25 protein-coding genes and 1 tRNA gene are annotated in these 25,441 nt (G+C 72.3%); 15 read left to right on the top strand and 11 right to left on the bottom strand.

The window, feature by feature from the left end; all coding sequences use genetic code 11:
* The first annotated feature begins 211 nt into the window (after positions 1-211).
* Positions 212-1,684 carry an MDR family MFS transporter gene (locus WA762_RS11085; RefSeq protein WP_335935266.1) on the top strand — a complete coding sequence of 491 codons (1,473 nt, stop codon included), beginning with the start codon at positions 212-214 and terminating at the stop codon, positions 1,682-1,684.
* A gap of 161 nt (positions 1,685-1,845) precedes the next feature.
* Here the strand turns inward: WA762_RS11085 and WA762_RS11080 are convergent, their stop codons facing one another.
* Together WA762_RS11080 and phoU are read right to left on the bottom strand one after the other, a co-directional pair.
* Positions 1,846-1,995 (bottom strand): hypothetical protein, encoded by a 150-nt coding sequence (locus WA762_RS11080; RefSeq protein ID WP_187438691.1) that lies wholly within the window; start codon positions 1,993-1,995, stop codon positions 1,846-1,848.
* Positions 1,996-2,594: 599 nt separating this feature from the next.
* The gene (phoU, locus tag WA762_RS11075) at positions 2,595-3,272 is read right to left on the bottom strand and encodes a phosphate signaling complex protein PhoU (RefSeq protein WP_335935264.1); all 678 of its coding nucleotides are present in this window, start codon (positions 3,270-3,272) and stop codon (positions 2,595-2,597) included.
* Positions 3,273-3,472: 200 nt separating this feature from the next.
* Here phoU and phoR point away from each other — a divergent pair, with 200 nt between their 5' ends.
* On the top strand, positions 3,473-4,747 hold the full coding sequence (phoR, locus tag WA762_RS11070) for a two-component system sensor histidine kinase PhoR (RefSeq protein ID WP_335935263.1): 1,275 nt from the start codon (positions 3,473-3,475) through the stop codon (positions 4,745-4,747).
* Positions 4,748-4,752: 5 nt separating this feature from the next.
* Entirely contained in the window at positions 4,753-5,424 is a 672-nt protein-coding gene (phoP, locus tag WA762_RS11065) for a two-component system response regulator PhoP (protein ID WP_472911608.1), read from the top strand.
* A 405-nt stretch (positions 5,425-5,829) separates the two neighbouring features.
* Here phoP and WA762_RS11060 read toward each other — a convergent pair whose 3' ends face one another.
* Positions 5,830-6,480 carry a copper chaperone PCu(A)C gene (locus WA762_RS11060; protein WP_335935259.1) on the bottom strand — a complete coding sequence of 217 codons (651 nt, stop codon included), beginning with the start codon at positions 6,478-6,480 and terminating at the stop codon, positions 5,830-5,832.
* A 765-nt stretch (positions 6,481-7,245) separates the two neighbouring features.
* On the opposite strand from WA762_RS11060, the gene WA762_RS11055 reads away from it, so the two are divergent.
* The 7 genes from WA762_RS11055 to WA762_RS11025 all read left to right on the top strand — a co-directional run bounded on the left by WA762_RS11055 (position 7,246) and on the right by WA762_RS11025 (position 15,299).
* Positions 7,246-7,728, top strand: a complete 483-nt coding sequence (locus WA762_RS11055; protein WP_006380568.1) for a CarD family transcriptional regulator — start codon at positions 7,246-7,248, stop codon at positions 7,726-7,728.
* A 727-nt stretch (positions 7,729-8,455) separates the two neighbouring features.
* A complete protein-coding gene (gene ispD / locus WA762_RS11050; RefSeq protein ID WP_335935250.1) occupies positions 8,456-9,202 on the top strand; it encodes a 2-C-methyl-D-erythritol 4-phosphate cytidylyltransferase in 747 nt (248 codons plus the stop codon).
* A gap of 55 nt (positions 9,203-9,257) precedes the next feature.
* Positions 9,258-9,800, top strand: a complete 543-nt coding sequence (gene ispF, locus WA762_RS11045; protein WP_335935249.1) for a 2-C-methyl-D-erythritol 2,4-cyclodiphosphate synthase — start codon at positions 9,258-9,260, stop codon at positions 9,798-9,800.
* Between the two features lie 311 nt (positions 9,801-10,111).
* Positions 10,112-10,516 (top strand): PPOX class F420-dependent oxidoreductase, encoded by a 405-nt coding sequence (locus WA762_RS11040; protein WP_335935248.1) that lies wholly within the window; start codon positions 10,112-10,114, stop codon positions 10,514-10,516.
* 93 nt (positions 10,517-10,609) lie between these two features.
* Entirely contained in the window at positions 10,610-12,013 is a 1,404-nt protein-coding gene (cysS, locus tag WA762_RS11035) for a cysteine--tRNA ligase (RefSeq protein ID WP_335935247.1), read from the top strand.
* Between the two features lie 130 nt (positions 12,014-12,143).
* Positions 12,144-13,100 (top strand): 23S rRNA (guanosine(2251)-2'-O)-methyltransferase RlmB, encoded by a 957-nt coding sequence (gene rlmB, locus WA762_RS11030; protein ID WP_335935246.1) that lies wholly within the window; start codon positions 12,144-12,146, stop codon positions 13,098-13,100.
* A gap of 492 nt (positions 13,101-13,592) precedes the next feature.
* Complete coding sequence (locus tag WA762_RS11025) at positions 13,593-15,299, top strand: DoxX family membrane protein (protein WP_335935245.1); 1,707 nt, start codon at positions 13,593-13,595, stop codon at positions 15,297-15,299.
* Between the two features lie 173 nt (positions 15,300-15,472).
* Here the strand turns inward: WA762_RS11025 and WA762_RS11020 are convergent, their stop codons facing one another.
* From WA762_RS11020 to WA762_RS11010, 3 genes are all read right to left on the bottom strand, one after another.
* A complete protein-coding gene (locus tag WA762_RS11020) occupies positions 15,473-16,183 on the bottom strand; it encodes a nucleotidyltransferase family protein (RefSeq protein ID WP_335935243.1) in 711 nt (236 codons plus the stop codon).
* Positions 16,184-16,339: 156 nt separating this feature from the next.
* The gene (locus WA762_RS11015; protein WP_335935242.1) at positions 16,340-16,753 is read right to left on the bottom strand and encodes a hypothetical protein; all 414 of its coding nucleotides are present in this window, start codon (positions 16,751-16,753) and stop codon (positions 16,340-16,342) included.
* 353 nt (positions 16,754-17,106) lie between these two features.
* Positions 17,107-18,243 carry an ABC transporter ATP-binding protein gene (locus tag WA762_RS11010; protein WP_335935241.1) on the bottom strand — a complete coding sequence of 379 codons (1,137 nt, stop codon included), beginning with the start codon at positions 18,241-18,243 and terminating at the stop codon, positions 17,107-17,109.
* A gap of 183 nt (positions 18,244-18,426) precedes the next feature.
* Here WA762_RS11010 and WA762_RS11005 point away from each other — a divergent pair.
* Positions 18,427-18,500 (top strand) — tRNA-Thr (locus WA762_RS11005).
* A gap of 147 nt (positions 18,501-18,647) precedes the next feature.
* Here WA762_RS11005 and crcB (WA762_RS11000) read toward each other — a convergent pair.
* Genes crcB (WA762_RS11000) through crcB (WA762_RS10990) form a run of 3 tightly spaced genes read right to left on the bottom strand, consistent with a single transcriptional unit; the run spans position 18,648 to position 19,853 of the window.
* The gene (gene crcB / locus WA762_RS11000) at positions 18,648-19,022 is read right to left on the bottom strand and encodes a fluoride efflux transporter CrcB (protein ID WP_335935239.1); all 375 of its coding nucleotides are present in this window, start codon (positions 19,020-19,022) and stop codon (positions 18,648-18,650) included.
* Positions 19,019-19,372, bottom strand: coding sequence for a DUF190 domain-containing protein (locus WA762_RS10995; RefSeq protein WP_335935237.1), 354 nt, complete (start codon positions 19,370-19,372; stop codon positions 19,019-19,021). Before WA762_RS10995 ends, crcB (WA762_RS11000) begins: the two co-directional genes overlap by 4 nt.
* Positions 19,373-19,388: 16 nt before the next feature.
* Positions 19,389-19,853 (bottom strand): fluoride efflux transporter CrcB, encoded by a 465-nt coding sequence (gene crcB / locus WA762_RS10990; RefSeq protein WP_335935418.1) that lies wholly within the window; start codon positions 19,851-19,853, stop codon positions 19,389-19,391.
* Between the two features lie 395 nt (positions 19,854-20,248).
* Here crcB (WA762_RS10990) and WA762_RS10985 point away from each other — a divergent pair, with 395 nt between their 5' ends.
* Together WA762_RS10985 and WA762_RS35670 are read left to right on the top strand one after the other, a co-directional pair.
* Positions 20,249-20,815, top strand: coding sequence for an inorganic diphosphatase (locus WA762_RS10985; protein ID WP_335935235.1), 567 nt, complete (start codon positions 20,249-20,251; stop codon positions 20,813-20,815).
* 50 nt (positions 20,816-20,865) lie between these two features.
* A complete protein-coding gene (locus WA762_RS35670; RefSeq protein ID WP_443080564.1) occupies positions 20,866-21,627 on the top strand; it encodes a SixA phosphatase family protein in 762 nt (253 codons plus the stop codon).
* A gap of 113 nt (positions 21,628-21,740) precedes the next feature.
* Here WA762_RS35670 and WA762_RS10975 read toward each other — a convergent pair whose 3' ends face one another.
* Positions 21,741-22,238, bottom strand: a complete 498-nt coding sequence (locus WA762_RS10975) for an inorganic diphosphatase (RefSeq protein ID WP_335935233.1) — start codon at positions 22,236-22,238, stop codon at positions 21,741-21,743.
* A 296-nt stretch (positions 22,239-22,534) separates the two neighbouring features.
* Positions 22,535-23,113 carry a hypothetical protein gene (locus WA762_RS10970; protein ID WP_335935231.1) on the bottom strand — a complete coding sequence of 193 codons (579 nt, stop codon included), beginning with the start codon at positions 23,111-23,113 and terminating at the stop codon, positions 22,535-22,537.
* Positions 23,114-23,324: 211 nt separating this feature from the next.
* On the opposite strand from WA762_RS10970, the gene WA762_RS10965 reads away from it, so the two are divergent.
* Both WA762_RS10965 and WA762_RS10960 read left to right on the top strand, forming a co-directional pair.
* Positions 23,325-23,996 (top strand): LppU/SCO3897 family protein, encoded by a 672-nt coding sequence (locus tag WA762_RS10965; protein WP_335935229.1) that lies wholly within the window; start codon positions 23,325-23,327, stop codon positions 23,994-23,996.
* A 247-nt stretch (positions 23,997-24,243) separates the two neighbouring features.
* Positions 24,244-25,347, top strand: a complete 1,104-nt coding sequence (locus WA762_RS10960; protein ID WP_335935228.1) for an aminoglycoside phosphotransferase family protein — start codon at positions 24,244-24,246, stop codon at positions 25,345-25,347.
* Positions 25,348-25,441 lie beyond the last annotated feature (94 nt).

Here is a 25,441-nt window from a genome sequence, read left to right as displayed (position 1 = left end):
CCGGGGGAGGAGGGGAGAGGAGGGGAGAGGAGGGGAGAGGAGGCGCCGGGAGACGCGTGGGCGGGCGGGGCGGTGGCCGGTGGTCGGCGTCGATTGACGGTCGGCGTCAATTGACTGGCGGACCGGAATCGTGCATTTGTAATGTTCCGTCTGCCGTCGAGCCTCTTACTGGCGGCATCCGTTCCATCGCACGTCCCCGGGGGGATTCCGTATGTCAGTCGCTGGTCTCAGACGGGCCGCACGGGAGTCCGTGTCCGGCCTTCCCCGGGAGTTCTGGTGGCTGTGGACCAGCACCCTGGTCAATCGACTGGGGGCGTTCGTCGCCACGTTCATGGCGCTCTACCTCACCATGGAACGGGGCTACTCCGCCTCGTACGCCGGGCTGGTGGCCGCGCTGCACGGGCTCGGCGGGGTGGTGTCCGCGCTCGGGGCCGGGGTGATGACGGACCGGCTCGGGCGCCGGCCGACCATGCTGATCGCGCAGACCTCGACCGCCGTGTCCGTGGCCGTGCTCGGCTTCATGGTCCATCCGGTGGCGATCGCGGCCGTGGCCTTCCTCGTCGGCATGGCGAGCAACGCCTCGCGGCCCGCGGTGCAGGCGATGATGGCCGATATCGTGCGGCCCGAGGACCGGGTGCGGGCGTTCTCGCTCAACTACTGGGCGATCAACCTGGGCTTCGCCGTCTCGTCGGCCGGCGCCGGGTTCGTCGCCGAGTACAGCTATCTCGCCGGGTTCCTGGGCGAGGCCGCGATGACGCTGTTCTGCGCGGTCGTCGTCTTCGCCAAGGTGCCCGAGTCGCGCCCCGAGCCGGAGGCCGGGCCGGGGAAGGCAGCGGCGCACGGCCGGGCGGACGCCGGTGGCGCCGGTGGCACGGGCGAGGTGCGGCTCTCCACCGTGCTGCGCGACGGACGGTTCATGAGCGTCGTCGGGCTGTCCTTCGTCATCGCTCTGATCTTCCAGCAGGGCTATGTGGCCCTGCCGGTGGCGATGGGGACCCACGGGTTCTCCAGCTCCGACTTCGGCACCGCCATCGCCGTCAACGGCGTGCTGATCGTGGTGCTTCAGATCCCGGTCACCCGTTTCATCCAGCACCGGGACCCCCGCCGACTGCTCGTCGTGTCGTCCCTGCTGGCGGGGTACGGGTTCGGGCTGACCGCCTTCGCCGGGTCGGTCACCGCGTATGCGCTGACCATCTGCGTCTGGACGGTCGCCGAGATCGTCAACTCGCCCATCCAGACCGGCCTGGTCGTCCGGCTCTCGCCCGCCCGGGGGCGCGGCCGGTACCAGGGCATGTACACGATGTCCTGGTCCGCTGCGGCGCTGATCGCGCCGCTGATGTCGGGCCAGGTCATCGACCGCTTCGGGACGGGGTGGCTGTGGGGGGCGTGCGCGGTGCTGGGGACGACGGCCGCGCTCGGTTACTGGCTGTTGATGCGGAACCTGCCGAAGGAGGAGACGGTGACGACGGCCGAGGGCGCGGGCTCCTCGGACAGCGGTGAGAACAACGGGGAGAGCGGGGAGAGCTGGGAGAACGGGGAGAGCGGGGAGATGGAGGGCCGGGCCGTGAGCGGTCGCGCGGAGGGCGATGGCGGCGACGGGAGCGAGCGGAACGGCGCGTCCGCCTCGTCGAGCGGGTCGCCCGCATCGCCGGCGCCCGGGCAGGTGCCCGTGGAGACCGGCTGACGCGTCCTCGCTCGCCCTTCGCCCGCCTCTCGCCCGTGACGCGCAGGTCGCGGGGGAGACGATGGACGCGGCGGTGCCCCGCGCGGAGCGGCAATCACTGCCGCTCTGCGCGGGGCACCCGCCCATTCGCTCCGGCGTCGGGCCAGCCGCGGCGCCGCAGGTCAGCCGCAGCAGCCGCCGCACTGGCACGGGGCCCCGGACTGGCAGCCGCAGCCGCAGCCCGAGCCGCAGCCGCAGGCGCCGAGCAGGGGCAGGTGCACCGCGTCGGCGGGCGCCTCCTGCCGGGGGTCGGTCGTGGGGGAATCGGCCATGGTTCCTCCTCAAGGCGTACAACAGGGCCGTGCGCCGACAGCGACCCGTGCACGGCCAGGGCGTACGCACAAGGCGCGCCGCCCCTCCCCATTGGATGCCCCCAGGGGCGGGCGCATCAACGGCGCACATGCGCAGAACGCCTGTGCGATCGGAACGCGACCGCGTACGCCCCCGAACGCGTTACCCGTCTACGCCACCGCACCCGTCGCATGCGTCGCACCTGTCGCATGCGTCGCACGCGTACTTCAGCGCCGCCGCGCCGCGGCCGTGCGCGTTACACACGTCCATGCGACATGTGTAACGCGCAGCGCCCGTCACGCACGTAGTGTCTGTCGCGCGCACGCGGTATCTGTCCGCACGCACGCAGTATCTGTCGCACGCGTGCAGCGACCGCCACATGCATGCAGCGGCCGCCACGTACGCCGCACCCGTCGCACCCGTCGCACGCAGAGCATTCGCCCTGTCGCCGGGGTACGACCGCGCGACACACACCGCGCGCCCCCCGCGACCGCCCCCCCGCGGCCGCCCTCTCCCTGTCGCCCGCGCCCGTACCGCCCGTCCCAGCCCCAGCCGGCGCTCCCTCCCCCGCCCGCAGCGGCTACGCGCCCTCCACCGTCGTCTGCTGCTGGATCTCGTCGGCGTGCTCGCCCGTCACCAGGTAGACCACGCGCTTGGCCACCGACACCGCGTGGTCCGCGAAGCGCTCGTAGTAGCGGCCGAGCAGCGTCACGTCCACGGCCGTCTCGATGCCGTGCTTCCAGCGGTCGTCCATCAGGTGCTGGAAGAGGGTGCGGTGCAGCAGGTCCATCTCGTCGTCGTCCTGCTCCAGCTGGAGCGCCAGGTCGACGTCCTTGGTGATGATCACCTCGGCCGCCTTGGCCATCAGGCGCTGGGCCAGCTGCCCCATCTCCAGGATGGTCGCGTGCAGGTCGCGCGGGACCGGCGACTCCGGGAACCGCAGCCGGGCGAGCTTCGCCACGTGCTGGGCGAGGTCGCCCGAGCGCTCCAGGTCGGCGCTCATCCGCAGCGAGGTGACCACGATGCGCAGGTCGGTCGCCACCGGCTGCTGCCGGGCGAGCAGGGCGATGGCCCGCGCCTCCAGGTCGTGCTGGAGGTCGTCGACCTTCTGGTCCGCGGCGATCACGCTCTCCGCGAGCTTGAGATCGGCATCGAGCATGGCCGTCGTCGCCCGGCCGATCGCCGACCCGACGAGCCGGGCCATCTCGACCAGGCCCTCACCGATCGAGTCGAGTTCCTCGTGGTAAGCGTCACGCATGAGAAGTCCCTCTCCAGTCCGCTGTGCAGTGCGGGGGGCCGGCTCCGGGCCCCACACTGCCACCCTGGGCGGCCTACGCGTCGCCTTCCGGCCGCGCAAGTGAACCGCCCCTTGCTCCTCGGTGAACTCTGGGCGACGAGTGTTCGGATTGACACTCGGATGGCTGGGAGCCCCCTCCTGGACCCGCATAACCTTGACGTATGGACGTGAACGCGGCAGTCGCCGCAGCCGCGGCGATCGGCGGTGCGTGTACCGGCGTGATCGCCATGCTCGCGTTCCGCTGGAGCGAGCGCGACCAGAAGAAGCCGACGCGAACCTCCCTGCGGCCCGACGGCAACGCGGCTCTTCCCCCCGGCGTGGACACGGTCCTGTCCGTGCTCAGCTCCTCCGCCGTGGTGCTCGACGAGAGCGACAGCGTGGTCAAGGCCAGCTCCGCCGCCTACGCGCTGGGCCTGGTCAGGGGAGGCCGGCTCGCCGTCGAGCCGATGCTGAACATGGCCAGGGACACCCGCAGGGACGGCGAGATAAGGCAGGTCGAACTGGACCTGCCCCGGCGCGGCACCGGCCGCGGCGAGGCCCTCGCGGTCTCCGCCCGGGTCGCCCCGCTCGGTTCCCGGCTGGTGCTGCTGCTGGTCGAGGACCTCACCGAGGCCCGCCGCATAGAGGCGGTGCGCCGCGACTTCGTCGCCAACGTCAGCCATGAGCTCAAGACCCCGGTCGGCGCGCTCTCGCTGCTCTCCGAAGCGGTGCTGGACGCCTCCGACGACCCGGAGGCGGTGGAGCGGTTCGCCGGGCGGATGCAGATCGAGGCGACCCGGCTGACCAATCTCGTACAGGAGATCATCGACCTCTCCCGGGTGCAGAACGACGACCCGCTGGAGGACGCCGAGCCGGTACGGGTGGACGAGCTGGTGGCCGAGGCCATCGACCGCTGCCGCCAGCAGGCCGGCTCGAAGCAGATCACCATGGCCGCGGGCGGCACCGCGGAGCTCCGCATCTGGGGCAACCGCGGCCAGCTCGCCGCGGCGCTCGGCAATCTCGTCGAGAACGCCGTCAACTACAGCCCCGCCCGTACCCGAGTGGGCATCGCCGCCCGGCGCGTGCCCGTACCCGGCGGGGACCACATCGAGATCGCGGTGACCGACCAGGGCATCGGCATCTCGGAGAAGGACCGCGAGCGGGTCTTCGAACGGTTCTACCGCGTCGACCCGGCCCGCTCACGGGCCACCGGTGGCACCGGCCTCGGCCTCGCCATCGTCAAGCACGTGGCCGCCTCGCACGGCGGGGAGGTCACGGTCTGGAGCTCGGAGGGCCAGGGCTCCACCTTCACCCTGCGGCTGCCCGAAGCGGGCCCCGCACGGGAACGGGACCGCAGCTCGGGCGGACCACTCGTCGCCGACGGCGACGAGGGCCCTTTCGGACCCGCTCACCCCGACACCCTTGAACCATTCCCTGCCCCGGAGGTCCTTCCGTGACCCGAGTGCTTGTCGTCGAGGACGAGGAGTCCTTCAGCGACGCCCTGTCCTACATGCTCCGCAAGGAGGGTTTCGAAGTCGCCGTCGCGGCCACGGGGCCGGACGGTCTCGACGAGTTCGAGCGCAACGGCGCCGATCTCGTGCTGCTCGACCTGATGCTGCCCGGCCTGCCGGGCACGGAGGTCTGCCGTCAGCTGCGCAGCAGGTCCAACGTCCCGGTGATCATGGTCACGGCCAAGGACAGCGAGATCGACAAGGTCGTCGGCCTGGAGATAGGAGCCGACGACTACGTCACCAAGCCCTTCTCCTCACGGGAGCTCGTCGCCCGCATCCGCGCCGTGCTGCGCCGCCGGGGCGAGCCGGAGGAGGTCGCCCCGGCCGCCCTGGAGGCGGGACCGGTGCGGATGGACGTGGACCGCCATGTCGTCACGGTCTCCGGCGGCAAGGTCGACCTGCCGCTCAAGGAGTTCGACCTGCTGGAGATGCTGTTGCGCAACGCGGGCCGGGTGCTGACCCGCATGCAGCTCATCGACCGGGTCTGGGGCGCGGACTACGTGGGCGACACCAAGACCCTCGACGTCCACGTCAAGCGGCTGCGCGCCAAGATCGAGCCGGACCCGGGCGCGCCGCGCTTCCTGGTGACGGTCCGCGGTCTCGGGTACAAGTTCGAGCCGTAGGCCCGCCGACCCATCGGCCCGCCAGCCCGCCAGCCCATCGGGTCGTCGGACCATGGGCCCATCAGGGATCGTCGAGCCCATGGGTTCGACGGGCCCGCCGCCCCGCAGGCCGTGGTGACGGGCAGCCGGCGTACGGGCCTGTCGGCGCCGGTGCACGGCGGCCTGTCGGCAGCCGCGTGTCCAGGTGCACCACGGCGGAGGGCGCCCCCGAAAGGGAGGGCGCCCTCCGCCGTTCACGTGCTGTGCGCCCGGGGCCGTTCACGCACCCGGGCACCTGCGTCCACTCACCCGCGGCCCAGGTCACCGGACGCGGCCCGGGTCACCGGACGCGGGCCGGGCGGCCGGACGCGGACCCGATGACCCGAGTGCCGGGCCGGGGCGGCCCGGCCGCGGCCGTGCCGCGGCCTACTGGGCGTCGGTCTCGGCGTCGTCCTGGGCCGGCGCGTCGTTCCCGGAGCCGGACCCGCCCGAAGCGCCGGGGGTAGCGGAGCCGGACGACTTGCCGGAGGGCGACGCGGGCGGCGTCGACGGGGCCGTCGGCAGCGAGCTCGGGCCGAAGTCGGTGAAGAAGCTGGTCGCCGGGACGACGAGCACACCGAGCGGGACCTCGCCCGTCGAGCTGAACTTGAAGACGACGTTCTGGACGCTGCCGTCCTGGGCGGCCTCGCGGCCGTCCTCGATCACGGCGGACGCGTTGCCCTTGCCGCCGATGACGACCCGGCCGCCGGCCGGGATCACGATGGGGCCGCTGCCCTTGGCGGAGTGCAGCTTCACCGTGGCGCTCGTGCCCGGCAGGGTGACGGAGTCGAGGGTCTGCTGCGCGGTGCCGTCGTTGAAGAGCGTCGCGGAGACGACGGCCGGGCCCTCCGCGTTGCGCTCGGGCTGGGTGATGAGGTTCGCGTTCTGGATGCTGATGTCACCGGAGGTGGTGGCGGCGCTGTCCGGCTTCACCTGGAGCGTCGCTGCGTCGTTCCCCGCACCGCACGCGGCGAGCGAGGCGATCGAGAACACGATGGCTGTGGCGGCGAGGGCGCCGTGTCGAAGGCTGCGGCTCACGGCGGCGGCAACTCCTTGAACGATCGGTCTGCGGACGGGGGCTCGGGACGACGCGGGGCCGCCCCGCGGGCGACGTAAAGCCGCCCTAAGGATGTGTCAGCGGCATCAGGCTACCGAGCCGCCCCATCCGCCCCGCACCCGACCCGCCCCTACACGCCCCGGCACTTCCGCGGGCAGCCCGCCGGAGCTCCCTCGGGAACCCCGGCGGCGGCCTCCTGGAAACCTCGACGGCCGCCCCCTGGAATCCCCGGCGCGCCGCCGGGCCCGCGTCGTACGGCGTACGGCACCGGGTCGTCTTCCCGGCGCGGGGCCCGCGCCGGGAGTGTCTTCGAATCCGGGTGGCGGCCTGATGACACATGTCGTTCACATATTGCCGGTGATCAATTCATGGATGTGGCGCATTCCATGCGCATAAGCGATCACAGCGGAGAGTTGATCAATTCCATTGACCAGCGCGGCTTACCCGTCACTTACAACCGGACGAGTGATCGATCTTCGAACGGAGTACGGAAAGTTTGGCGCGAAGAACCCGGCAAAACGGGACGTTCGGGCACCTCGGAGAGGGGTTCCGGGGTGTGCGACATGCCTGTTTCGCCCCGCCCGTGCAGCCGCTCCGACCTGCGAATACCGCCTTCCGTGAACCTCCCGCAGCACGTGCCCGACACTGTTGTCAAGCCCCGAGATATGCCCTGACCTGCGAAAACGCCATTCAGGAGAAGCTGTTCTCGTGTTACCCTTGATAGCCACGGAAGGGGTACCTGTCACATGACGTTCAAGGTTGGCGACACCGTGGTCTATCCCCATCACGGGGCCGCGCTGATCGAGGCTATCGAAACTCGCCAGATCAAAGGCGTGGACAAGACCTACTTGGTGCTCAAGGTCGCCCAGGGCGACTTGACGGTTCGTGTGCCGGCGGACAATGCGGAGTTCGTGGGCGTGCGCGATGTGGTCGGGCAGGAGGGACTGGACCGGGTCTTCGAGGTGCTGCGCGCGCCGTACGCCGAAGAGCCGACGAACTGGTCCCGGCGCTACAAGGCAAATCTGGAGAAGCTCGCCTCCGGCGATGTCATCAAGGTCGCCGAAGTGGTCCGCGACCTGTGGCGTCGTGAGCGCGAGCGCGGACTCTCCGCGGGCGAGAAGCGAATGCTGGCCAAGGCTCGCCAGATTTTGGTGAGTGAGCTCGCTCTCGCGGAGAACACGAACGAGGACAAGGCCGAGGCTCTGCTCGACGAGGTACTCGCGTCCTGAACCGGCGCCTGCCGGTCTGAAATAAATGCGCTGCGGTGCCCGCTGACAACCGTATTCACGGAACGTCGGTCGGGTGCCGTGGCATGTCCGGATACCGGGATATGAAGCCCGGGAAGCGGGCGTATCCGCGAGGCCGGACGTGACAAATCCGTGAATATCCACGAATGGGCAGGCCGGAACGGACCGACCGGTCCGGGTGTCTCGGACGCCGCGAACGTCACAGCCGGCACGGAAGCAGCGGCCGCTCCGCGGCAGCGCGGAAGCGGAAGTCGAGACGTCCGGCAGGCGCGGAGAACGTCGGAGAACGCCTCAGGGCCGCCGGGACCGCGGGGCCGCCGGGGCTGCGGAGACCGCGGAGAACGCCCGCGTGCGGGTGCGGCCCCGAACGCGACGGGTCGCGCGGCTGCGGGCGAGCGACGCGAGCACGGAAGAAGGTGCTGGAAGAGCGAGGCGCAATCCAGCCGGATTCAGCCAGGGCATGGCCGGATTGTGGCTGGATATCGATGATTGCGGCCGAGCTCACCCCTGCGTTGGCTTCAGCGGCGATCCCCCCGATACTTTGCTCGCGATCCTGTGCGGCCGACCCCGAGCGGCCGGTACGGCCCGCCCGGCTTCGACCGGGTGTCACGGAAAGGGCCCGGTCGAGTCGTGGCGGCGCCCGGCTCGCTTGTGGCCATACCCACGCCGGCCGTGGAAACAAACATGCCGAAGCCCCGGAGTGCAACCGATGTCTGATCAACCGCGTCCCTCCCGCACCGCCGCCGTGGTTCCCGCGGCCGGCCGCGGTGTCCGGCTCGGCCCGGGTGCCCCCAAGGCGCTCCGGGCGCTGGGCGGCACGCCGATGCTCATCCACGCGGTACGGGCCATGGCCGCGTCCCGTTCCGTCTCGCTGGTCGTCGTCGTGGCGCCCCCGGACGGCGCGCCCGAGGTCAAGCACCTGCTGGACGCCCACGCCCTGCCCGAGCGCACCGACTACCTCGTGGTGCCCGGCGGCGACACCCGCCAGGAATCGGTGGGCCTCGGCCTCGCCGCGCTGCCCGAGGACGTCTCCGTCGTGCTCGTCCACGACGCGGCCCGCCCGCTGGTGCCGGTCGACACGGTGGACGCGGTGATCGAAGCGGTACGGGACGGCGCGCCCGCCGTCGTGCCCGCGCTGCCGCTGGCCGACACCGTCAAGGAGGTGGAGCCCGGGGCCCCGGGCGAGCCGGAGCCGGTGCTCGGTACGCCGGAACGCGCCCGGCTGCGCGCCGTGCAGACTCCGCAGGGCTTCGACCGCGAGGTCCTCGTGCGCGCGCACCGGGAGGTCGCGGTCGACGGCGAGGGCGCCACGGACGACGCGGGCATGGTGGAGCGGCTCGGTGAACCCGTCGTGGTCGTCGCCGGGCACGAGGAGGCGTTCAAGGTGACCCGGCCGCTGGATCTGGTGCTGGCCGAGGCGGTACTCGCACGCAGGAGGGCGAACGATGGCTTCTGAGACTTCCGGGGCTTCCGGGGCTTCTGAGGAAACGGTTCGGGAGGACGGGTCCCGGGTGGGCGCGGCTTCCGGAGAAACGGCCCCGGCGGGAACGCCCCGGGGGCGGACCGGGCCCGCCCCGGTGATCCCGCTGGTCGGCATCGGCACCGACATCCACGCCTTCGAGGAGGGCCGCGAGCTGTGGTGCGCGGGTCTGCTGTGGGAGGGCGAGGGCCCGGGGCTGGCCGGTCACTCGGACGCCGACGTCGTCGCCCACGCCGCCTGCAACGCGCTCTTCTCGGCGGCCGGGCTCGGTGACCTCGGGCAGCACTTCGGCACCGGGCGTCCGGAGTGGTCCGGCGCCTCCGGGGTCACGCTGCTGACCGAGGCGGCGCGGATCGTGCGGGCCGCGGGCTTCGAGATCGGCAACGTCGCCGTCCAGGTCGTCGGCGTACGGCCGAAGATCGGCAAGCGGCGCGAGGAGGCGCAGCGGGTGCTGTCGGCCGCCGTGGGCGCGCCCGTCTCGCTCTCCGCCGCCACCTCCGACGGGCTGGGCTTCACCGGGCGGGGCGAGGGCCTCGCCGGGATCGCGACCGCGCTGGTCCACCGCACCGGCTGATCCGCCCGGCTCGCCCGCCCGCTGCCGACCCGTCCGCCTGCCAGCCGCCCGCCTGCCGACCCGTCCGCCTGCCGCTCCGCCCGCCCGCCTGCCGCTCCGCCCGCCCGCCTGCCGCTCCGCCCGCCCGCCTGCCGCTCCGCCCGCCCGCCTGCCGGCCGCCTGCCGTCGGCCGGCGCGCGGGGCCCGCAGGGCGGCGGAACGCGCGAGGCCGTGGAAACCGGCGGGCGGGAGCGGGAAGCCGGAGGAGCGGAACGTGGTTGAGACAGGGGAGGAACTGGAGCACCGCCGATCGCACCGGAGGACGCAACGCCATGACCGCAGCACTCTCCGACGACCTCAAGGCGCTTCTCGACACGCCCGTCTTCGTCACCCTCGCCACCATCCAGCCCGACGGCAGCCCGCAGCTCTCCCCGGTGTGGGTGAAGCGCGACGGCGACGACCTGCTGGTCGCGACCTCGGTCGGCGTCCGCAAGGAGCGCAACCTCCGTCGCGACCCGCGGGTCTCCGTCGTCGTGCAGCCCTTCGACGCCCCGTACACATACTCCGAGATCCGGGGCACGGCCACGCTCACCAGCGAGGGAGCACAGGAACTCACCGACGAACTGTCCGTCAAGTACACCGGCAAGCCGTACGCGGAGTTCGCCCCGTCGGCCCCCGCCGACGCCGAGCGCGTGATCGTCCGGATCACTCCGCGCAAGGTCCTCGCACGGGTCTGAAGGAGCCGCCGGAGCGCACCGCTTCTCACGAAGTAGGACCCGCGATCCCCGAGGGGGCGCGGGGCACTGGCGCGCGCCCACTACCCTTGAGGCGTGACTATTCGCCTGTACGACACCAGCGCCCGGCAGATTCGTGACTTCGTCCCGCTCACAGCGGGCTGTGTCTCGATCTACCTGTGTGGTGCCACCGTTCAGGCGGCCCCGCACATCGGGCACATCCGGTCCGGTCTGAACTTCGACATCATGCGCCGCTGGTTCGAGTACCGCGGCTACGACGTCACGTTCATCCGGAACGTCACCGACATCGACGACAAGATCATCTCGAAGTCGGCCGAGCAGGGCCGGCCGTGGTGGGCCATCGGCTACGAGAACGAGCGGGCGTTCAACGCCGGCTACGACGCGCTGGGCTGCCTTCCGGTCACGTACGAGCCGCGCGCGACCGGGCACATCCCCGAGATGATCGAGATGATGCGGGGCCTGATCGAACGTGGTCACGCGTACGCGGCGGACGGCAACGTCTACTTCGACGTGCGTTCCTTCCCGGGCTATCTGTCGCTGTCCAACCAGGACCTGGACGATCTGCGCCAGCCGTCGGGCGAGGGCGAGACCGGCAAGCGCGACCCGCGCGACTTCGCGATGTGGAAGGCGTCCAAGCCGGGCGAGCCCAGCTGGGAGACCCCGTGGGGCCGCGGCCGTCCCGGCTGGCACCTGGAGTGCTCGGCCATGGCGCACAAGTACCTCGGCCGGGCCTTCGACATCCACGGCGGCGGGATCGACCTGATCTTCCCGCACCACGAGAACGAGATCGCGCAGGCCCAGGCGTTCGGCGACGACTTCGCGCGGTACTGGGTGCACAACGGCTGGGTCACCATGTCCGGCGAGAAGATGTCGAAGTCGCTGGGCAACTCGGTGCTGGTCAGCGAGATGGTCAAGGCGTGGCGCCCGATCGTGCTCCGCTACTACCTCGGCACCCCGCACTACCGGTCGATGATCGAGTACAGCGAGGAGGCCCTGCGCGAGGCCGAGTCCGCGTTCGCGCGGATCGAGGGCTTCGTGCAGCGCGTCGTCGAGAAGGCGGGCGGGGTGGTCGCCCCGGCCGACGAGGTGCCGCCCGCGTTCGCGGAGGCGATGGACGACGACCTGGGCGTCCCGCAGGCGCTCGCGATCGTCCACACCACGGTCCGGCAGGGCAACTCCGCGCTGGCCGCCGACGACAAGGAGGCCGCCGTCGCCAGGCTCGCGGAGGTCCGGGCGATGCTCGGCGTCCTCGGGCTCGACCCGCTGGACGAGCACTGGGCGGGCGAGACCGACCGCGGCGACGATCTCCACGGGGTCGTGGACACGCTGGTGCGCCTGGTCCTGGACCAACGCGAGGCGGCCCGCGCCCGCAAGGACTGGCCCGCCGCCGACGCCATTCGCGACCAGCTGAGCCAGTCCGGGCTCGTCATCGAGGACAGTCCGGCCGGACCGCGCTGGTCCCTGGGCCCGCGCTCGTAGGCGGCCCGCGGGGAGCCCGTGTGTGCCGTCCGGAGTCCCGGACGGCACACTCATGGGGGCACACTTCATATACGTACGCAACGCACGCTTGAACGCACGCTTGTCTGAGCAGCAACGAAACAGGTAGGTCATGGCCGGGAACAGCCAGCGCAGGAACCGCCGCACGTCCAACAAGAAGGGCGCGCAGGTCGGCAGCGGTGGCCAGCGGCGCCGTGGCCTGGAGGGCAAGGGCCCGACACCGCCCGCCTCCGCCCGCAAGGGGCACGTGAAGAACCGCGTCGCCAACGCCAAGGCCAAGCAGGCCGCGATCCGCCGCCCCGCCCCGCGCCGCGGCGGCGCCAAGGGCACGTCGGAGATGGTCGTCGGCCGCAACCCGGTCTTCGAGGCCCTGCGCGACGGCGTGCCCGCGACCACCCTCTACGTCCAGCAGTACATCGACAACGACGAGCGGGTCCGCGACGCGCTCCGGCTGGCCGGCGAGCGCGGTGACGTCAACCTGATGGAGGCCCCGCGCGCCGAGCTGGACCGGATGACCAACGGTCTGAACCACCAGGGCCTCGTCCTCCAGGTCCCGCCGTACGAGTACGCGCACCCGGACGACCTGGTGGTCGCCGCGCACGACAACGGCGAGGAGCCGCTGATCGTCGCCCTCGACGGCGTCACCGACCCGCGCAACCTGGGCGCCATCGTCCGTTCGGTCTCCGCCTTCGGCGGGCACGGCGTGGTCGTGCCCGAGCGGCGCGCGGCCGGGATGACGGCGGGCGCCTGGAAGTCCTCGGCGGGCACCGCCGCCCGCACGCCGGTCGCCCGGGTGACCAACCTGACCCGGGCCCTGGAGGGCTACCAGAAGGCCGGGCTCACGGTCGTCGGCCTCGCCGCGGACGGCGAGCACACCGTCGAGGACCTGGAGGCGCTCGACGGCCCGGTCGTCGTCGTCATCGGCAGCGAGGGCAAGGGCCTGGGCCGGCTCGTCGGCGAGACCTGCGACTACCGGGTCCGCATCTCGATGCCGGGCGGCGCGGAGTCCCTGAACGCCGGTGTCGCGGCCGGGATCGTGCTCTACGAGGCGGCGCGCCGCCGGGCCTGAACCGTACGCGCGCGGCGGCGCGGCCGGGGCCGAACCGTTCGCGTGCGCGCGGCCGGGCCCCGAACCGTATGCGGGCGCGCTGTGGGGTCACTGTGGGGTCAGAGGCGCCCCCCCCGCGTGCGCGCGGGCGCGTTCTGCGGGGGCGGCCCGGCGTGCCCGCCCCGGCCGGGTCTGAGCGGCGCACGCTGCCGCGCGCGGCGGCGCGGTCGGCTCTGCTCGGGCAAGCGGCCCGTCTGTGCGCGGGGCGCGCGATGGCGTACACCTGTTCCATGCCGTAAGCCCGTTCCACGCCGTCGCGCCTGGCGCGGGCGTGCCGTCCCGGCGTGCCGAAACGGCGCGTGGGGGCGGGCCCGCGGGCTTTCGCGGGGGCCGGAGCGGGCCGCGCGGGCGGGCGCGTACGGCACCGGCGGGCGTCCGCCCGTCCGTCGTTGACGGGCCTCGGACATATCGGTCCCGTCAAGGCAGTGTCCTAACCACCCGTCACTCGGTTAGATGAGTGTGGACACCAGAACGCCTCGGTTCGACGAACTACCCGCCCTGAGCATGACCAAGGTGGACTGCGATCCTGCGCAGGTCATCGTCAACCACGCCAGCTTCCGGGTGCAGCTCGCGCCCGGCCAGCGCGTACGACTGCGCGGGCTGGCCCCCGCGGGCGTGCCCAGGATCCCCGCCATGAGCGGTCCCGCGACGGCGGCGCGCGGTCGGCGCGCGCCCGTCGTGTGGAGCGGCCGGTCCGCTCCCGGCGACCCCGGCGCCACCGGACTCCTCCAGGCCGTGCGGAACTCGGCCGGCGCCCGCCCGGCCGGCGCGTACGACTCCGTGGACTCCTACGCCGACGGCCCCGGCGGTTCCGGCCGTCCCGGTCGCGCGTTCGACGCCGAGCCGGACACGGGTGCCACCCGGCTCATCGACCGCCTGGAGGAGGAGACCCAGCCCAACCCGGTCATCACCGCGCCCCAGCAGCCGGGCCCGCGCGGCGGCGGTCCGCTGCTGCCGCCGATGCGGCAGGCGGTCGGCGCCTACGACCCGGTGGACGACCGCGGTCCGTACGGCCGCGGCGGATACGCGGGCGCCGACGGCGACCCGGACGCGGCGGGGGACGACGAGTTCGGGTACGACGACGGCGCCGAGGGCCGGGCCCGGCGCCACGGCAACGACGCCGTGCGGCACGCGTACTACCCCGGCCGCCGGATGAACCTCGGCGTGGTGCTGCTGCCCCTGCGGGTCTTCCTCGGCTTCATCTCCATCTACGCCGGCATGGGCAAGCTGTGCGACCCGGTGTACTTCGACGGCGGCGAGCGCGGCTCCATGGTCACGTGGCTGAACTCGCTGCATCCCTGGGCGCTGGCCGAGCCGCTGCGCGACTTCGCGCTCGGGCACCCCGTGGGCGCCGGGCTCACCGTCGCCTTCCTCCAGGTCGTCGTCGGCGTCCTCACCGTCCTCGGCCTCTGGCAGCGCGTGGCGGCGTTCTTCGGCGCCCTGCTCTCCGCCGCCCTGCTGGTCACCGTCAGCTGGCGCAGCGTCGCCGTCTACGACGCGCCCGACATCATCTGTCTCGCCGCGTGGAGCCCGCTGATCATCGCCGGTGCGCCGGTCTACTCCGTCGACGGGCGGCTCGCCGGCGAGGCCTGGCGCACCCTCGGCCCGCGTTCGGCGATCTGGGACCTCCGCCGCCGGGTGCTGCGCCGGGGCGCCGCCGTCGCCACCGTCGTCATCGGGCTCACGTTCATCACGGGCTCCGTGCTCGGCGGCGCGGTCCGCTCCTCCGGCGTGGTGACGGTGCCGGGTCCGCACGGCAATCCGACCAACCAGCTCCCCGGCTCCCCGCTCCCGGAGGAGTCCCGTACGGGCGGAGCCTCCCAGACCCCCGAGGGCCGCCGTCCGTCACCGACCCGCAGCGGCACCGCCACCACCCCGTCCACGGAGGCGTCCGCGTCTTCCGAGGGCCCCGCGGGCTCCGCGCGCGAGCCGGGCCGCGCGGCGTCCGGGGCCGGGCAGCCCAGTCAGACCCAGGGCACGGTCCAGCAGGTCCCGCAGCGGACGGTCCCGCAGCAGCCCCCGTCGGGCAGCTCCGGCCCGAGCTCCTCCGGTTCCACCGGCACCGGCGGCGGCTCCACGGGCGACAGCGGCTCGGACGACGGCTCCACCGGTGGGCCGTCCGGTGCCGGGCAGAACCCCATCGGCGGCCTGCTCGGCTGATCCGGCGGGCTCATGGCGGAGGGGCGGTCACCGGACGCACGAGTCCGGTGACCGCCCCTCCGTGTGCGCCGGGCGCGTGGGCGCGGGGGCGATGCGTGCGCCGGCTCCCACGGGTGGTCGAGCACCGGCCCACCGGCTGTTGAGCGCCGGCTTGCCAGCCACCGAGCGCCGGCCTACGGGCCGTCGAGTTCCTTGGCGGCCTCGGTCAGGTCCTTCGCCGTGTCGATGGCCCGCCAGTACGCCCCGTGCGGCAGCGGGTACCCCGCCAGCCTGCGCTCGCGCGCCAGCTTGGGGAACGTCGTGCGCTCGTGGTCGCCCCGGTCCGGCAGCAGGCCCGTGAAGGCGGGCGAGAAGACGTACACGCCGGCGTTGATCAGATACGGCGACGGCGGCGCCTCGATGAAGTCGGTGATGTGCCCGAACGCGTCGGTCTCCACCGCCCCCCACGGGATCCGCGGCCGGGCCAGGGCCAGGGTGGCGGTCGCGTCGCGCTCGGCGTGGAAGGCGGCCATCTCGCGCAGCGAGAACCGCGTCCAGATGTCGCCGTTGGTCGCGTACCAGGGCTCGTCCGGCTCGGGCAGCCGGGCCGCGGCGTACTTCAGCCCGCCCCCGCGGCCCAGCGGCTCGGACTCCACGACGGTCGTCACGCGCAGCGGCAGCACCGCCGAGTCCAGCCACTCCTGGAGCACCTCGGCCAGATGGCCGCACGACACCACGACGTCGGTCACGCCCTCGGCGGCCAGCCAGGAAAGCTGATGGCCGATGATCGGGGTCCCGGTGCCAGGGATCTCGACCATCGGCTTGGGGCGGTCATCGGTGTACGGGCGCAGCCGTGATCCCTGGCCACCCGCCAGAATCACGGCCTGCGTCGGATACGTATGCATAGCAGGCACGATATGTGGTGCCTGCTGTCGTGGTGTCCGGTGATGCCGTCTCCGCTTGACGCCGTCTCCGCTGCCGGTACGGGGGCTCCGGTGCGTCAGGTGCCGGGGCGGGCGCCGGAGTGCCGGGGCCCCGGGACGCGGAGGCGGGCGGGCGGGTCAGCTGAACTGCGCGACGCCCGAGGCGAACGAGGTGTCGCAGACGGGCCGGGAGAACCGGTGAGCGCGCGTCGGACCGTACTGCTCGACCGCCGCACGGCCCAGCGCCTTCGCGATCGACATGCAGTGCCGGGCGAGCGAGGGGCGGCCCTCGACGGAGCGCTGAAGGTCCGTCAGCGCGACGCCCGGGTCCTTCTCGCGGAGCTCCAGGAGCAGTCGGTCCCGGAGGATCTCCTGCGGGGCGCGCGCCTTGGCGTGCTTCGAGACGTCCTGGGCCGAAGCGGCCAGGACCTGCGAATCGGTGGTGTGCGCTGCCCACGGCACGCTGGTGACGGCGAGGGTCCCGGAGAGGACCATCACGACGGGCAGTACGAGGGCGAGGGAACGGCCGATACGGCGAGCGGTGTGGGTCACGCAGCGAGCGTAGCGGGCGGTAATGGAACGGCGACATCTTGTCACCCTTGAGGGGGATGGTTCGAGGGCGCCTTTCGAATCCGGCGTTGACGAGGGGCGTTGGACTGCCCGCCGCCCGAGGGAATCGACGCCGTCGAACCCGTCCAATGCGTCAAACCTGTGCCGGTGTCGCGGTACGCGAACGGCCCCGCACCGGGAACGTGCGGGGCCGCCGGGTGTGCGCGGGCGCGTGATGGCCGATCGCGTGGTGCATGGTGCGCGTCGCGGCCATCGCGTGCGGAAGCGCGGGCGTACGCGTATGGGCGTACGGGCGCGGGCGTACGCGTACGGGAGGCGTACGCCCGCGCGGGGCGTCAGCCGGTGAGGCGGGCGCCGGTCGAGGTCGAGAAGACGTGCAGCTCGTCCGGGCGCGGCACGACGTGCAGCTTGGTGCCCTTCTCCGGGACGGAGCGGCCGTTGACGCGGACGACCAGGTCCTTGTCCTCGCCGCCGACCCGGGCGGAGCCGTAGACGTAGCCGTCGGCGCCGAGCTCCTCGACGACGTTGACCGAGACGGCCAGGCCGGCGGGGGAGTCGGAGCTGTCCTTCGTCAGGGACTTCGCGGCGGCGCCGCCGTGCTCGACGATGTCGAAGTGCTCGGGGCGGATGCCGACCGTGACGGTGGTGTCGCCCTTCTCGGCGGCGGCGGTGAGCGCCTCGCGCGAGACCGGGACGACGCTGTTGCCGAACTTCACGCCGCCGTCGGTGATCGGGACCTCGACCAGGTTCATGGCCGGGGAGCCGATGAAGCCGGCCACGAAGAGGTTCGCCGGCTTGTCGTACATGTTGCGCGGCGAGTCGACCTGCTGGAGCAGACCGTCCTTGAGCACGGCGACCCGGTCGCCCATGGTGAGGGCCTCGACCTGGTCGTGCGTGACGTACACCGTCGTGATGCCCAGGCGGCGCTGGAGCGAGGCGATCTGCGTACGGGTGGAGACACGGAGCTTGGCGTCGAGGTTCGACAGCGGCTCGTCCATGAGGAAGACCTGCGGCTCGCGCACGATGGCCCGGCCCATCGCGACACGCTGGCGCTGACCGCCGGAGAGCGCCTTCGGCTTGCGGTCCAGGTACTGGGTGAGGTCCAGCATCTTGGCGGCCTCTTCGACCTTCGCCCGGATGTCGGTCTTGTTGACACCGGCGATCTTGAGCGCGAAGCCCATGTTGTCCGCGACGGTCATGTGCGGGTAGAGCGCGTAGTTCTGGAACACCATGGCGATGTCCCGGTCCTTCGGCGGCAGGTGCGTGACGTCGCGGTCACCGATGCGGATCGCGCCGGCGTTGACGTCCTCAAGACCCGCGAGCATGCGGAGGGAGGTCGACTTGCCGCAGCCGGAAGGACCGACGAGGACGAGGAACTCACCGTCCGCGATGTCGATCTCCAGCTGGTCCACGGCCGGCTTCGTCGAGCCGGGGTAGATGCGGGACGCCTTGTCGAACGTGACACTGGCCATGCTGAATCTTCTCCTCCACCGGCAGGAACGTGCCGGACGATCCGAGTAGGGAGTGGAGTGGTCTGGTCCACTTGAGTGAATCCTCAGCGACGCTACCTGGACATGTGGAATCTGTCAGCAGTTCGAGGGGCCTGAAATTCCGAGGCCGTGCACGGGCCGCGGTTGGTTACACTGCTCCGGCACGCCTCCTTAGCTCAGCTGGCCAGAGCAACGCACTTGTAATGCGTAGGTCGTCGGTTCGAATCCGACAGGGGGCTCACATGGGAACCCCGGCTCGGAGTGCTTCTGAGCCGGGGTTCATCGCTGCTGGGGTGCGCTGCTGCCAGGATTCATCGCTCTCGGGTCGCGTTCCTGTTCCTTCCCGTCCGTTCCCGTCCGTTCCCGTCCGTTCCCGGGCGGCTCGGTCAGCCCCAGAGGGTGCGGGCGAGGGTCGCTCCGGCGAAGGCGGCTCCGAGGCCGGCCGCCGTGCCGGCCAGGACGTTGGCCGCCGCGTAGAAGCGGGCGCCGTCCTCGGCCAGGCGGAGCGTTTCGTACGAGAAGGTCGAGTACGTCGTCAGCGCGCCGCACAGGCCGGTGCCGAGCAGGAGCTGGGTTCCGGAGGAGGCGGCTCCGGCGGCGGCCGCGCCGGTGACCAGCCCGAGGACCAGGCAGCCGACGACGTTGACGGTGAAGGTGCCCCACGGGAAGAGGCTGTCGTGCCGGGACTGGATCGTGCGGTCGGTGAGATAGCGCAGCGGGGCCCCGACCATGGCGCCCGCGATCACCAGCAGCCAGTTCACCGTCGCCGGCCCTCCCTTTCGCGTCCGGTGTAACGGATGACCTCGCAGTCGTCGAGGATGACCAGGCCCTGGGCGACGAGTTCGTCGAGCTGCGGCAGGAACGCCCGGATCCGCTCCTCGGTGTCGACGATCACGATGGCCACCGGCAGGTCCTCGCTCAGGGACAGCAGCCGGACCGTGTGGATCAGGGAGGAGGCTCCGAACCCCTCGATGCCCCGGAAGACGGAGGCGCCGGCCAGCCCGGCGCTGCGGGCGCGGTGGACGATCTCGGTGTACACGGGCTTGTGATGCCACATGTCCGCCTCGCCGACGAAGACGGTGACGCGCAGCGCGGAACCGGTGAGCCTCATGACTGCCTCCAGGACCTCATGACTGCCTCCAGGAGATGACACGGCGCGTCAGGGCGACCGCGATCCAGACGGCGGTCAGGGCGACGACCGGGGTGAGGGCCAGATAGGCCAGGCCGGTGCGGACCTCCCGGCCGTCGACCAGGCGCTGGACGTCGACGGCGTAGGTGGAGAAGGTGGTGAAGCCGCCGAGGACTCCGGTGCCGAAGAAGGGCCGTACCAGCCGGTGGGCCGCCCAGACGTCGGTGATCACCACCATGAAGACGCCGATCACCGCGCAGCCGACGGCGTTCACGGTCAGGATCGTCCACGGGAAGGCGCCGGCCGCCGTGGGCCACAGCAGCGAAGCGCCGTACCGCGCCGCGGCCCCCACCGCGCCGCCGACCGCCACGGCGGCGATCACGGGGCCCTGCCGCAGCCGCGGGTCCTTGCCCCGTCCGGGTACGCGGAGATCGACGTCGGGGTCGACGGGTTCGTTCAGCATCGGGGTCCGGGGCTCTTCCACGCATGACTCCTACTCGCCGGGCACGGAACGTACGGTGCGCGCGTCGCAAGTAGGGACCGTTGGCGGCTTCGTCGCCGCGGTTCGGGTACGGCGGGCCCCACCGCCGTGCGGCGATCCATGAGAAGGGGAACACCGCTCGAACCAGCCTACCGGGTGGCGCTGCGGCTCTCCTGCCGAGTGGTTGCGCGGGGCGGGGCGGGGACGGGGACGGTGTCCGGGTGGGTACGGTCCGGGCGGGCGCGGTGGTTGTTGCGTTCGCACCCGCGCGGGACACTGGAACTCGTCCGGTGACGAGGCTCGCCGTTGATCGCGCCGGTACGGGGCCGACGGAGTCCCGCGAGCCAGTCGCCCGGCGTCGCGGGAGGTGGCGAGGGATGTCACGGATCACCGTCGAGGTCGAGTCGACCGTCGGGTCCTCCATCGGGAAGCGGGACCGCGCGGGGCGCGAGGGGCACAGTTCGTCAGGTGTGTCCGGGGTGTCCGGGGTGTCGGCCGCCTCGACCGCGCCGGAAGGGGCGGACGCGCGGGATGTGGGGGACGCGGGGGAAGGACTCGGCGGCTGGCCGGTGGGCCAGGGGTGCGTCGAGGACACTCTGGATGCGGACGGCCGGTCCGTGCGCTCGCTGGTCCTGATGCGCGAACCGGCCCGGTCGGGCGACGAGGTGGCGGCCTGGCCGGTGGCGTTGCTGCATCTGAACGACGGCCGGCGCGACGTGGACGAAGTGGTGTGCGTCGCCGAGGCCGAACCCTTCGTCGACCTCGTCGACACCACGGACCTGGAGCGCTGGCACGCGGAACCCGCCGCGTGGGCGACGGCGCTCGGGCGGCTCTCGCCCGACACGCGGTACCGGGTGACGGGGTGCGGCAGCCGCAGGGAGGCCGATCAGCTGGTGTCGGACGCGCATCACGCCTACCTACGGCTGACGGGGTGCCTGGAGTGAACGGGGCGGCAGGAGGGACGTCGAGGAAGGTCGGGGCGTCGGGGGCGGCCATGGCGTCGGGGGAGGCCGGGGCGTCGGGGGCCGGGGCCTTCGAAGGCGAGCGGCGGCTGATCGTGCTGAGGCACGCCAAGTCGGCCTGGCCCGAGGGCGTTCCCGATCATGAACGCCCGCTCGCGGGCCGGGGCCGGCGGGACGCCCCGGCGGCCGGACGCCGACTGTACGAGGCGGGTTACACCCCCGACCTGGTCGTCTGCTCGACCGCCCGGCGCACCCGGGAGACCTGGGACCTGGCCGCCGCGGAGCTGCTCGTCCGGGGAGCGGCAGCGGTGCCGTCGGAACCGGTCGGGGCGCTGCGGGAGGCGGGGGTGCCGGAAGCGGTGTGTCCGGAGGTGGGGCGTCCTGCGGCGGCGGGTCCGGAGGTGGTCTTCGAGCCCCGGGTGTACGAGGCGAGCGCGCCCGCCCTGCTCGGGGCCGTACGCGACGCCGTCGGACCGGGAGCGGGGGCCGGTGCGCTCGTCGCTCGTGGCGGAGGCGGAGGCGGAGGCGAGGGCCGGGGCGGGGGTGGAGGCGAGGGCCGTTCCCGGGGCCGGTGCCGGACGGTGTTGCTGGTCGGGCATCAGCCCGGGGTGCAGGAGCTGGTCCTGTCCCTGGCGGGCGGTGGGGACGAGGAGGCGCTGGCCCGGGTCCGTACCAAGTTCCCGACCTCCGCGTTCGCGGTTCTGGCGCTGCCGGGCGCCTGGGACGGGCTCGTGCCCGGGGCGGCGGTGCTCGCCGACTTCGTCGTCCCCCGGGGACCCGTCCCGGGGCGGTGAGGACGGGCGACGCGCGGTCCGCCCGGCGACGCACGTCCGGTCGAGGCGTCACTCGGGGCCAGGCCGTGCCGTGCTGTTACTCGGTGACGCGTCGTCCACTCGGTGACGCGTCTTCACCCGGGCCGGGTGGGGCCGCCCCGGGCGCGTTCGCGTGATGCCTCGATCTCCGCGTACGCCGAGTCCCGTCCCTCCCAATGGGACCCTTCGACGGACTTGCCGGGCTCCAGGTCCTTGTAGACCTCGAAGAAGTGGGTGATCTCCAGGGTGTCGAAGGCGGGGATGTCGTCGATGTCCTGGACGGTCGCGTAGCGCGGATCGTGGGCGGGCACGCAGAGGACCTTCTCGTCGGGCCCTTTCTCGTCCCTCATGATGAACATGCCGACGGCCCGGCACTCGATGGTGCAGCCGGGGAACGTGGGGTCGCCGACCAGTACGAGGGCGTCGAGCGGGTCTCCGTCGCGGCCCAGCGTTCCTTCGATGTAGCCGTAGTCCGCCGGGTACTTGGTGGACGTGAACAGCATCCGGTCCAGGCGGATGCGGTGCAGCTCGTGGTCCATCTCGTACTTGTTGCGGGATCCCCGGGGGATCTCCACCGTCACGTCGAACTCCATGACCGCCTCCTGGACCGGTGACACCGGCGGCACCGGCACGCCCGGCGCACGCGCCCGGCGTGCGCCTCCTCCACATCTTCGGCCGCGTCGCCGTGCTCGGCAGTGTGGCGGGGTTCTGGTGCGGCCGATCGGGGCATGGCGGTGTGGTGGTGCGGGGGTGATGCGTGATGCGTTGCGGTGACGTGGGGCGGCGGGTCGGAGTCGGTGTCCGGGCGGGCGGGCGGTACGGGAGGCGGCGTCCGGGCGGGTGGTACGGGGCGACGGAGGCCAGGGAGGCCAGGGAGGCTGGGGGAGGGTCAGGGGAGGTCGGCGCGGCCCAGCCAGGCCGGACGCACGGGCACGCCGTCCGCGTACCGCTCCGTCCGCTGTTCCTCGGGAGGCTCCGCCTGCTGCTCCGCGTGCCGCTTGGCGGGGAGCTTCAACCACCGTTCCGGCCGGTCCTGGTCGGTGCTCGGCGGTGCGGGGGCCGGGGGCTCGTGCCCGGTTTCCGGTTCCGGTCCCGAGTCCTGCTGTTGTCCCAGTCCCAGTCCCAGTCCCGGTCCCGGTCCCGGTTCGGGTTCCGGATTGGGTTCCGGTTCGGGTTCCGGTTCCGGCTCGGGGGCGGCGCTGTCCTCCAGGAGCTCCGCGACCGTGAAGCGGGTGCTGAACGACTGCCAGGCGCCGTCGACGACCAGGAGGAAGCCGTCGCCCGTCCGCAGGAGCCGACGCCGCTTCTGGCTCCAGGGGTGTTCCGGCGTATGGTCCCGCGCCCGGCGTTCCAGCTCCAGCAGGGCCTCTTCGCGGGTCCCGTCCACATGCGCCACCACGTACGCCTCGGTGTGCTTGCGTTCGCCGCCGCCCCTGGTCATCTCCATGACCAGACCCCAAGTCGTCATGCGTCCCCCTCGGTTCCTCTGCGTCGCATCTTCTTCGCTTCGCTTCCGTTCCCTTCTTACCTCCTTTCTTTCTTCGCTTTTTGCTCGCGTTTTCCGCTCGTCATCCAGGAACCGCGACGGGCCCTCCTGTCGTCCTCACGCGCGCGAGCCGCCGCACGGGTCATGACAAGTGCCATGCGGGCAGGCCGCATTTCCCAACCCGAGGAGCGGCATGAGAGTTCACGACAGCACGCGACCCCTGAGCAGCGGACCGGGAGAGGGCGTCTCCGTACGGCGGCGCGATTCTCGCAAGGTTCTCCTGGACTGCTCAAAGGCGGCGTTGCTCGTCGCGCTCGTCCTGGGAGCCGGTACGGCTTGCAACAAGGAGGACCTGAAGAGCGCCGCCTCGGACGGGGGCCACGCGACCAAGGAGTGGAAGGTCGGTGACTGCGCCGGGCCCGACGAGAAGGAGGGGAAGGACGCCTACCAGGCTGTGGACTGCGGCGACTCCAAGGCGACGATCAAGGCCCTTGAGATCAAGGACGGCGCCATCTTCGCCGACTCGATCCAGTGCCCGGCCGGCACGGACGTGATCATCTCCGTGAAGATCTCCTTCGGTTCGAGCAAGTCCAGCGCCGGCATTCCCAGCAAGACCGTCTGCGGGCGGAACCTGTCCGGCGACCACCCCGGTGACGCGGGGGCGGGCGGCGGCCAGTTGGTGAAGGGGGACTGCGTCGACGGCGAGGCCAAGGAGGTGCCCTGCGGCAAGGGGGGCGCCGATGTCTTCAAGGTGCTCGCGCTGACGAAGACGGCCGAGGAGTGCCCGTCGGGCGCCGATCACCCCATCGAGCTGTTCCCGAGCCCCGGCCGGCCGTACAACGCGATCTGCACCACCAAGGCGTGACGAGGCAGGACAGGGCACTGAGCTGACGTGACGTCAGGACGCGAGGCCGGATCCGGTGGTCCGGCCTCGCGTCGTGTCCGGACCGGCGGCGAGCGGGGAGCGGGCGGGTAAATCGGTTGTGGGGTGCGCGGAGGGCCGGGATGGTGGGCCGGGACGCCCTGCGGCGATGCGTGGGCGATGCGCGTGGAGCCGCAGGTTCCCCGAGGCGCGTACGAAATGCGTTCCGTACGCTGATGAGAGGTCTTTCGTGGTCGCCGGAAAGATGCACGCCGATGAAGCGGATATCGACGCCCCGCTCGTCGGAAGGCTGATCCGCGCGCAGTTTCCGCAGTGGGCGGGGCTCGCGCTCGAGTACGTGGCCTCGTCGGGGACGGACAACGCGATGTACCGGCTCGGTGAGGACAAGGTCGTACGACTACCCCGTATCCCCGGCGCGGCCCGGCAGGTCGGCAAGGAGCAGCGGTGGCTGCCGGAGCTGGCCCCTTCGCTGCCGCTGCCCGTCCCCGAGCCGCTGGGCAAGGGGGCTCCCGGCAAGGGCTATCCCTGGGCCTGGTCGGTGTATCCGTGGCTGGACGGTGAGACCGGCGAGAACACCGCGTACGCGGTCGACCCGCGCCGTACCGCCGTCCAGTTGGCCGGATTCATCACCGCCCTGCACGCGATCGACGCCGCCGATGGGCCGCCCCCGGGCGACCACAACTTCTTCCGGGGGGTGCCGTTGGCCGCCCGGGACGTCGCGACCCGCGAGGCGATCGCGGCGCTGGGGACGGTTGGTGGCGGTGGCGGTGGCGGTGGCGGTGGTGACGGTGGTGGGGCTGGGGCTGGGACCGGGTCCGGTTCCGGTTCCGGTTCCGGTTCTGGTGGTGGATCCGGTTCCGGTGGTGGATCCGGTTCCGGTGGTGGTTCCGGTGACGGTGCTGGTGATGGCGTCGGTGTCGGCGCGTCCGAGCCGTTGGCCTTGGCGGCGGACGCGTTGACCGAGGCCTGGGAGTCGGCGCTTCGGGCGCCGGAATGGGGCGGGCCGGGCGTCTGGATCCACGGCGATCTCTCGTCCGGGAACCTGCTTTTCGGGCGTTCGGGGCTGAGCGCGGTCATCGACTTCGGCGGCCTTGGAGTCGGCGACCCCGCCTGCGATCTGCTTGCCGCCTGGGAGATCTTCTCCGCTGCCGAGCGGGAGGTCTTCCGCGAGGCCCTCGCGGTCGACGCCGCGACCTGGCGGCGGGGGCGTGGCTGGGCGCTGTCCGTCGCGCTGATCCAGTTGCCCTACTACTGGCGTACGAACCCCAGGGTCGCGGCGCGGTCCCGCCATGTGATCAGGCAAGTGCTGGCCGACCGGGCCGACGGCCTGTGATCGGGGCGCCTGACCCGGGCCGGGCTCAGTCGCGCCCGCGACACGGGCTCGGCCGTACGCCCGGGTCCGTACCGGGCTCGGCCCCGGGCTCGGC

The sequence above is a fragment of the Streptomyces tyrfis genome (genome assembly GCF_037034285.1).
Lineage (GTDB): Bacteria > Actinomycetota > Actinomycetes > Streptomycetales > Streptomycetaceae > Streptomyces.
Note: the sequence above shows the minus strand (reverse complement) of the source record. Positions and strands in the feature narration are given on the sequence as shown.

Excerpts from the sequence above, each read along its gene's own strand:
- WA762_RS11010 (WP_335935241.1), bottom strand. The coding sequence starts at position 18,243 with ATGGCCAGTGTCACGTTCGACAAGGCGTCCCGCATCTACCCCGGCTCG.
- WA762_RS11055 (WP_006380568.1), top strand. The coding sequence starts at position 7,246 with ATGACGTTCAAGGTTGGCGACACCGTGGTCTATCCCCATCACGGGGCC.
- WA762_RS10965 (WP_335935229.1), top strand. The coding sequence starts at position 23,325 with ATGAGAGTTCACGACAGCACGCGACCCCTGAGCAGCGGACCGGGAGAG.
- rlmB (WP_335935246.1), top strand. The coding sequence starts at position 12,144 with ATGGCCGGGAACAGCCAGCGCAGGAACCGCCGCACGTCCAACAAGAAG.
- ispD (WP_335935250.1), top strand. The coding sequence starts at position 8,456 with ATGTCTGATCAACCGCGTCCCTCCCGCACCGCCGCCGTGGTTCCCGCG.
- crcB (WP_335935418.1), bottom strand. The coding sequence starts at position 19,853 with ATGCTGAACGAACCCGTCGACCCCGACGTCGATCTCCGCGTACCCGGA.
- WA762_RS10975 (WP_335935233.1), bottom strand. The coding sequence starts at position 22,238 with ATGGAGTTCGACGTGACGGTGGAGATCCCCCGGGGATCCCGCAACAAG.
- WA762_RS10985 (WP_335935235.1), top strand. The coding sequence starts at position 20,249 with ATGTCACGGATCACCGTCGAGGTCGAGTCGACCGTCGGGTCCTCCATC.
- WA762_RS11040 (WP_335935248.1), top strand. The coding sequence starts at position 10,112 with ATGACCGCAGCACTCTCCGACGACCTCAAGGCGCTTCTCGACACGCCC.
- WA762_RS35670 (WP_443080564.1), top strand. The coding sequence starts at position 20,866 with ATGGCGTCGGGGGAGGCCGGGGCGTCGGGGGCCGGGGCCTTCGAAGGC.
- WA762_RS10995 (WP_335935237.1), bottom strand. The coding sequence starts at position 19,372 with ATGAGGCTCACCGGTTCCGCGCTGCGCGTCACCGTCTTCGTCGGCGAG.
- phoU (WP_335935264.1), bottom strand. The coding sequence starts at position 3,272 with ATGCGTGACGCTTACCACGAGGAACTCGACTCGATCGGTGAGGGCCTG.
- WA762_RS10970 (WP_335935231.1), bottom strand. The coding sequence starts at position 23,113 with ATGACGACTTGGGGTCTGGTCATGGAGATGACCAGGGGCGGCGGCGAA.
- phoR (WP_335935263.1), top strand. The coding sequence starts at position 3,473 with ATGGACGTGAACGCGGCAGTCGCCGCAGCCGCGGCGATCGGCGGTGCG.
- WA762_RS11080 (WP_187438691.1), bottom strand. The coding sequence starts at position 1,995 with ATGGCCGATTCCCCCACGACCGACCCCCGGCAGGAGGCGCCCGCCGAC.
- WA762_RS11020 (WP_335935243.1), bottom strand. The coding sequence starts at position 16,183 with ATGCATACGTATCCGACGCAGGCCGTGATTCTGGCGGGTGGCCAGGGA.
- WA762_RS11085 (WP_335935266.1), top strand. The coding sequence starts at position 212 with ATGTCAGTCGCTGGTCTCAGACGGGCCGCACGGGAGTCCGTGTCCGGC.
- WA762_RS11025 (WP_335935245.1), top strand. The coding sequence starts at position 13,593 with ATGAGTGTGGACACCAGAACGCCTCGGTTCGACGAACTACCCGCCCTG.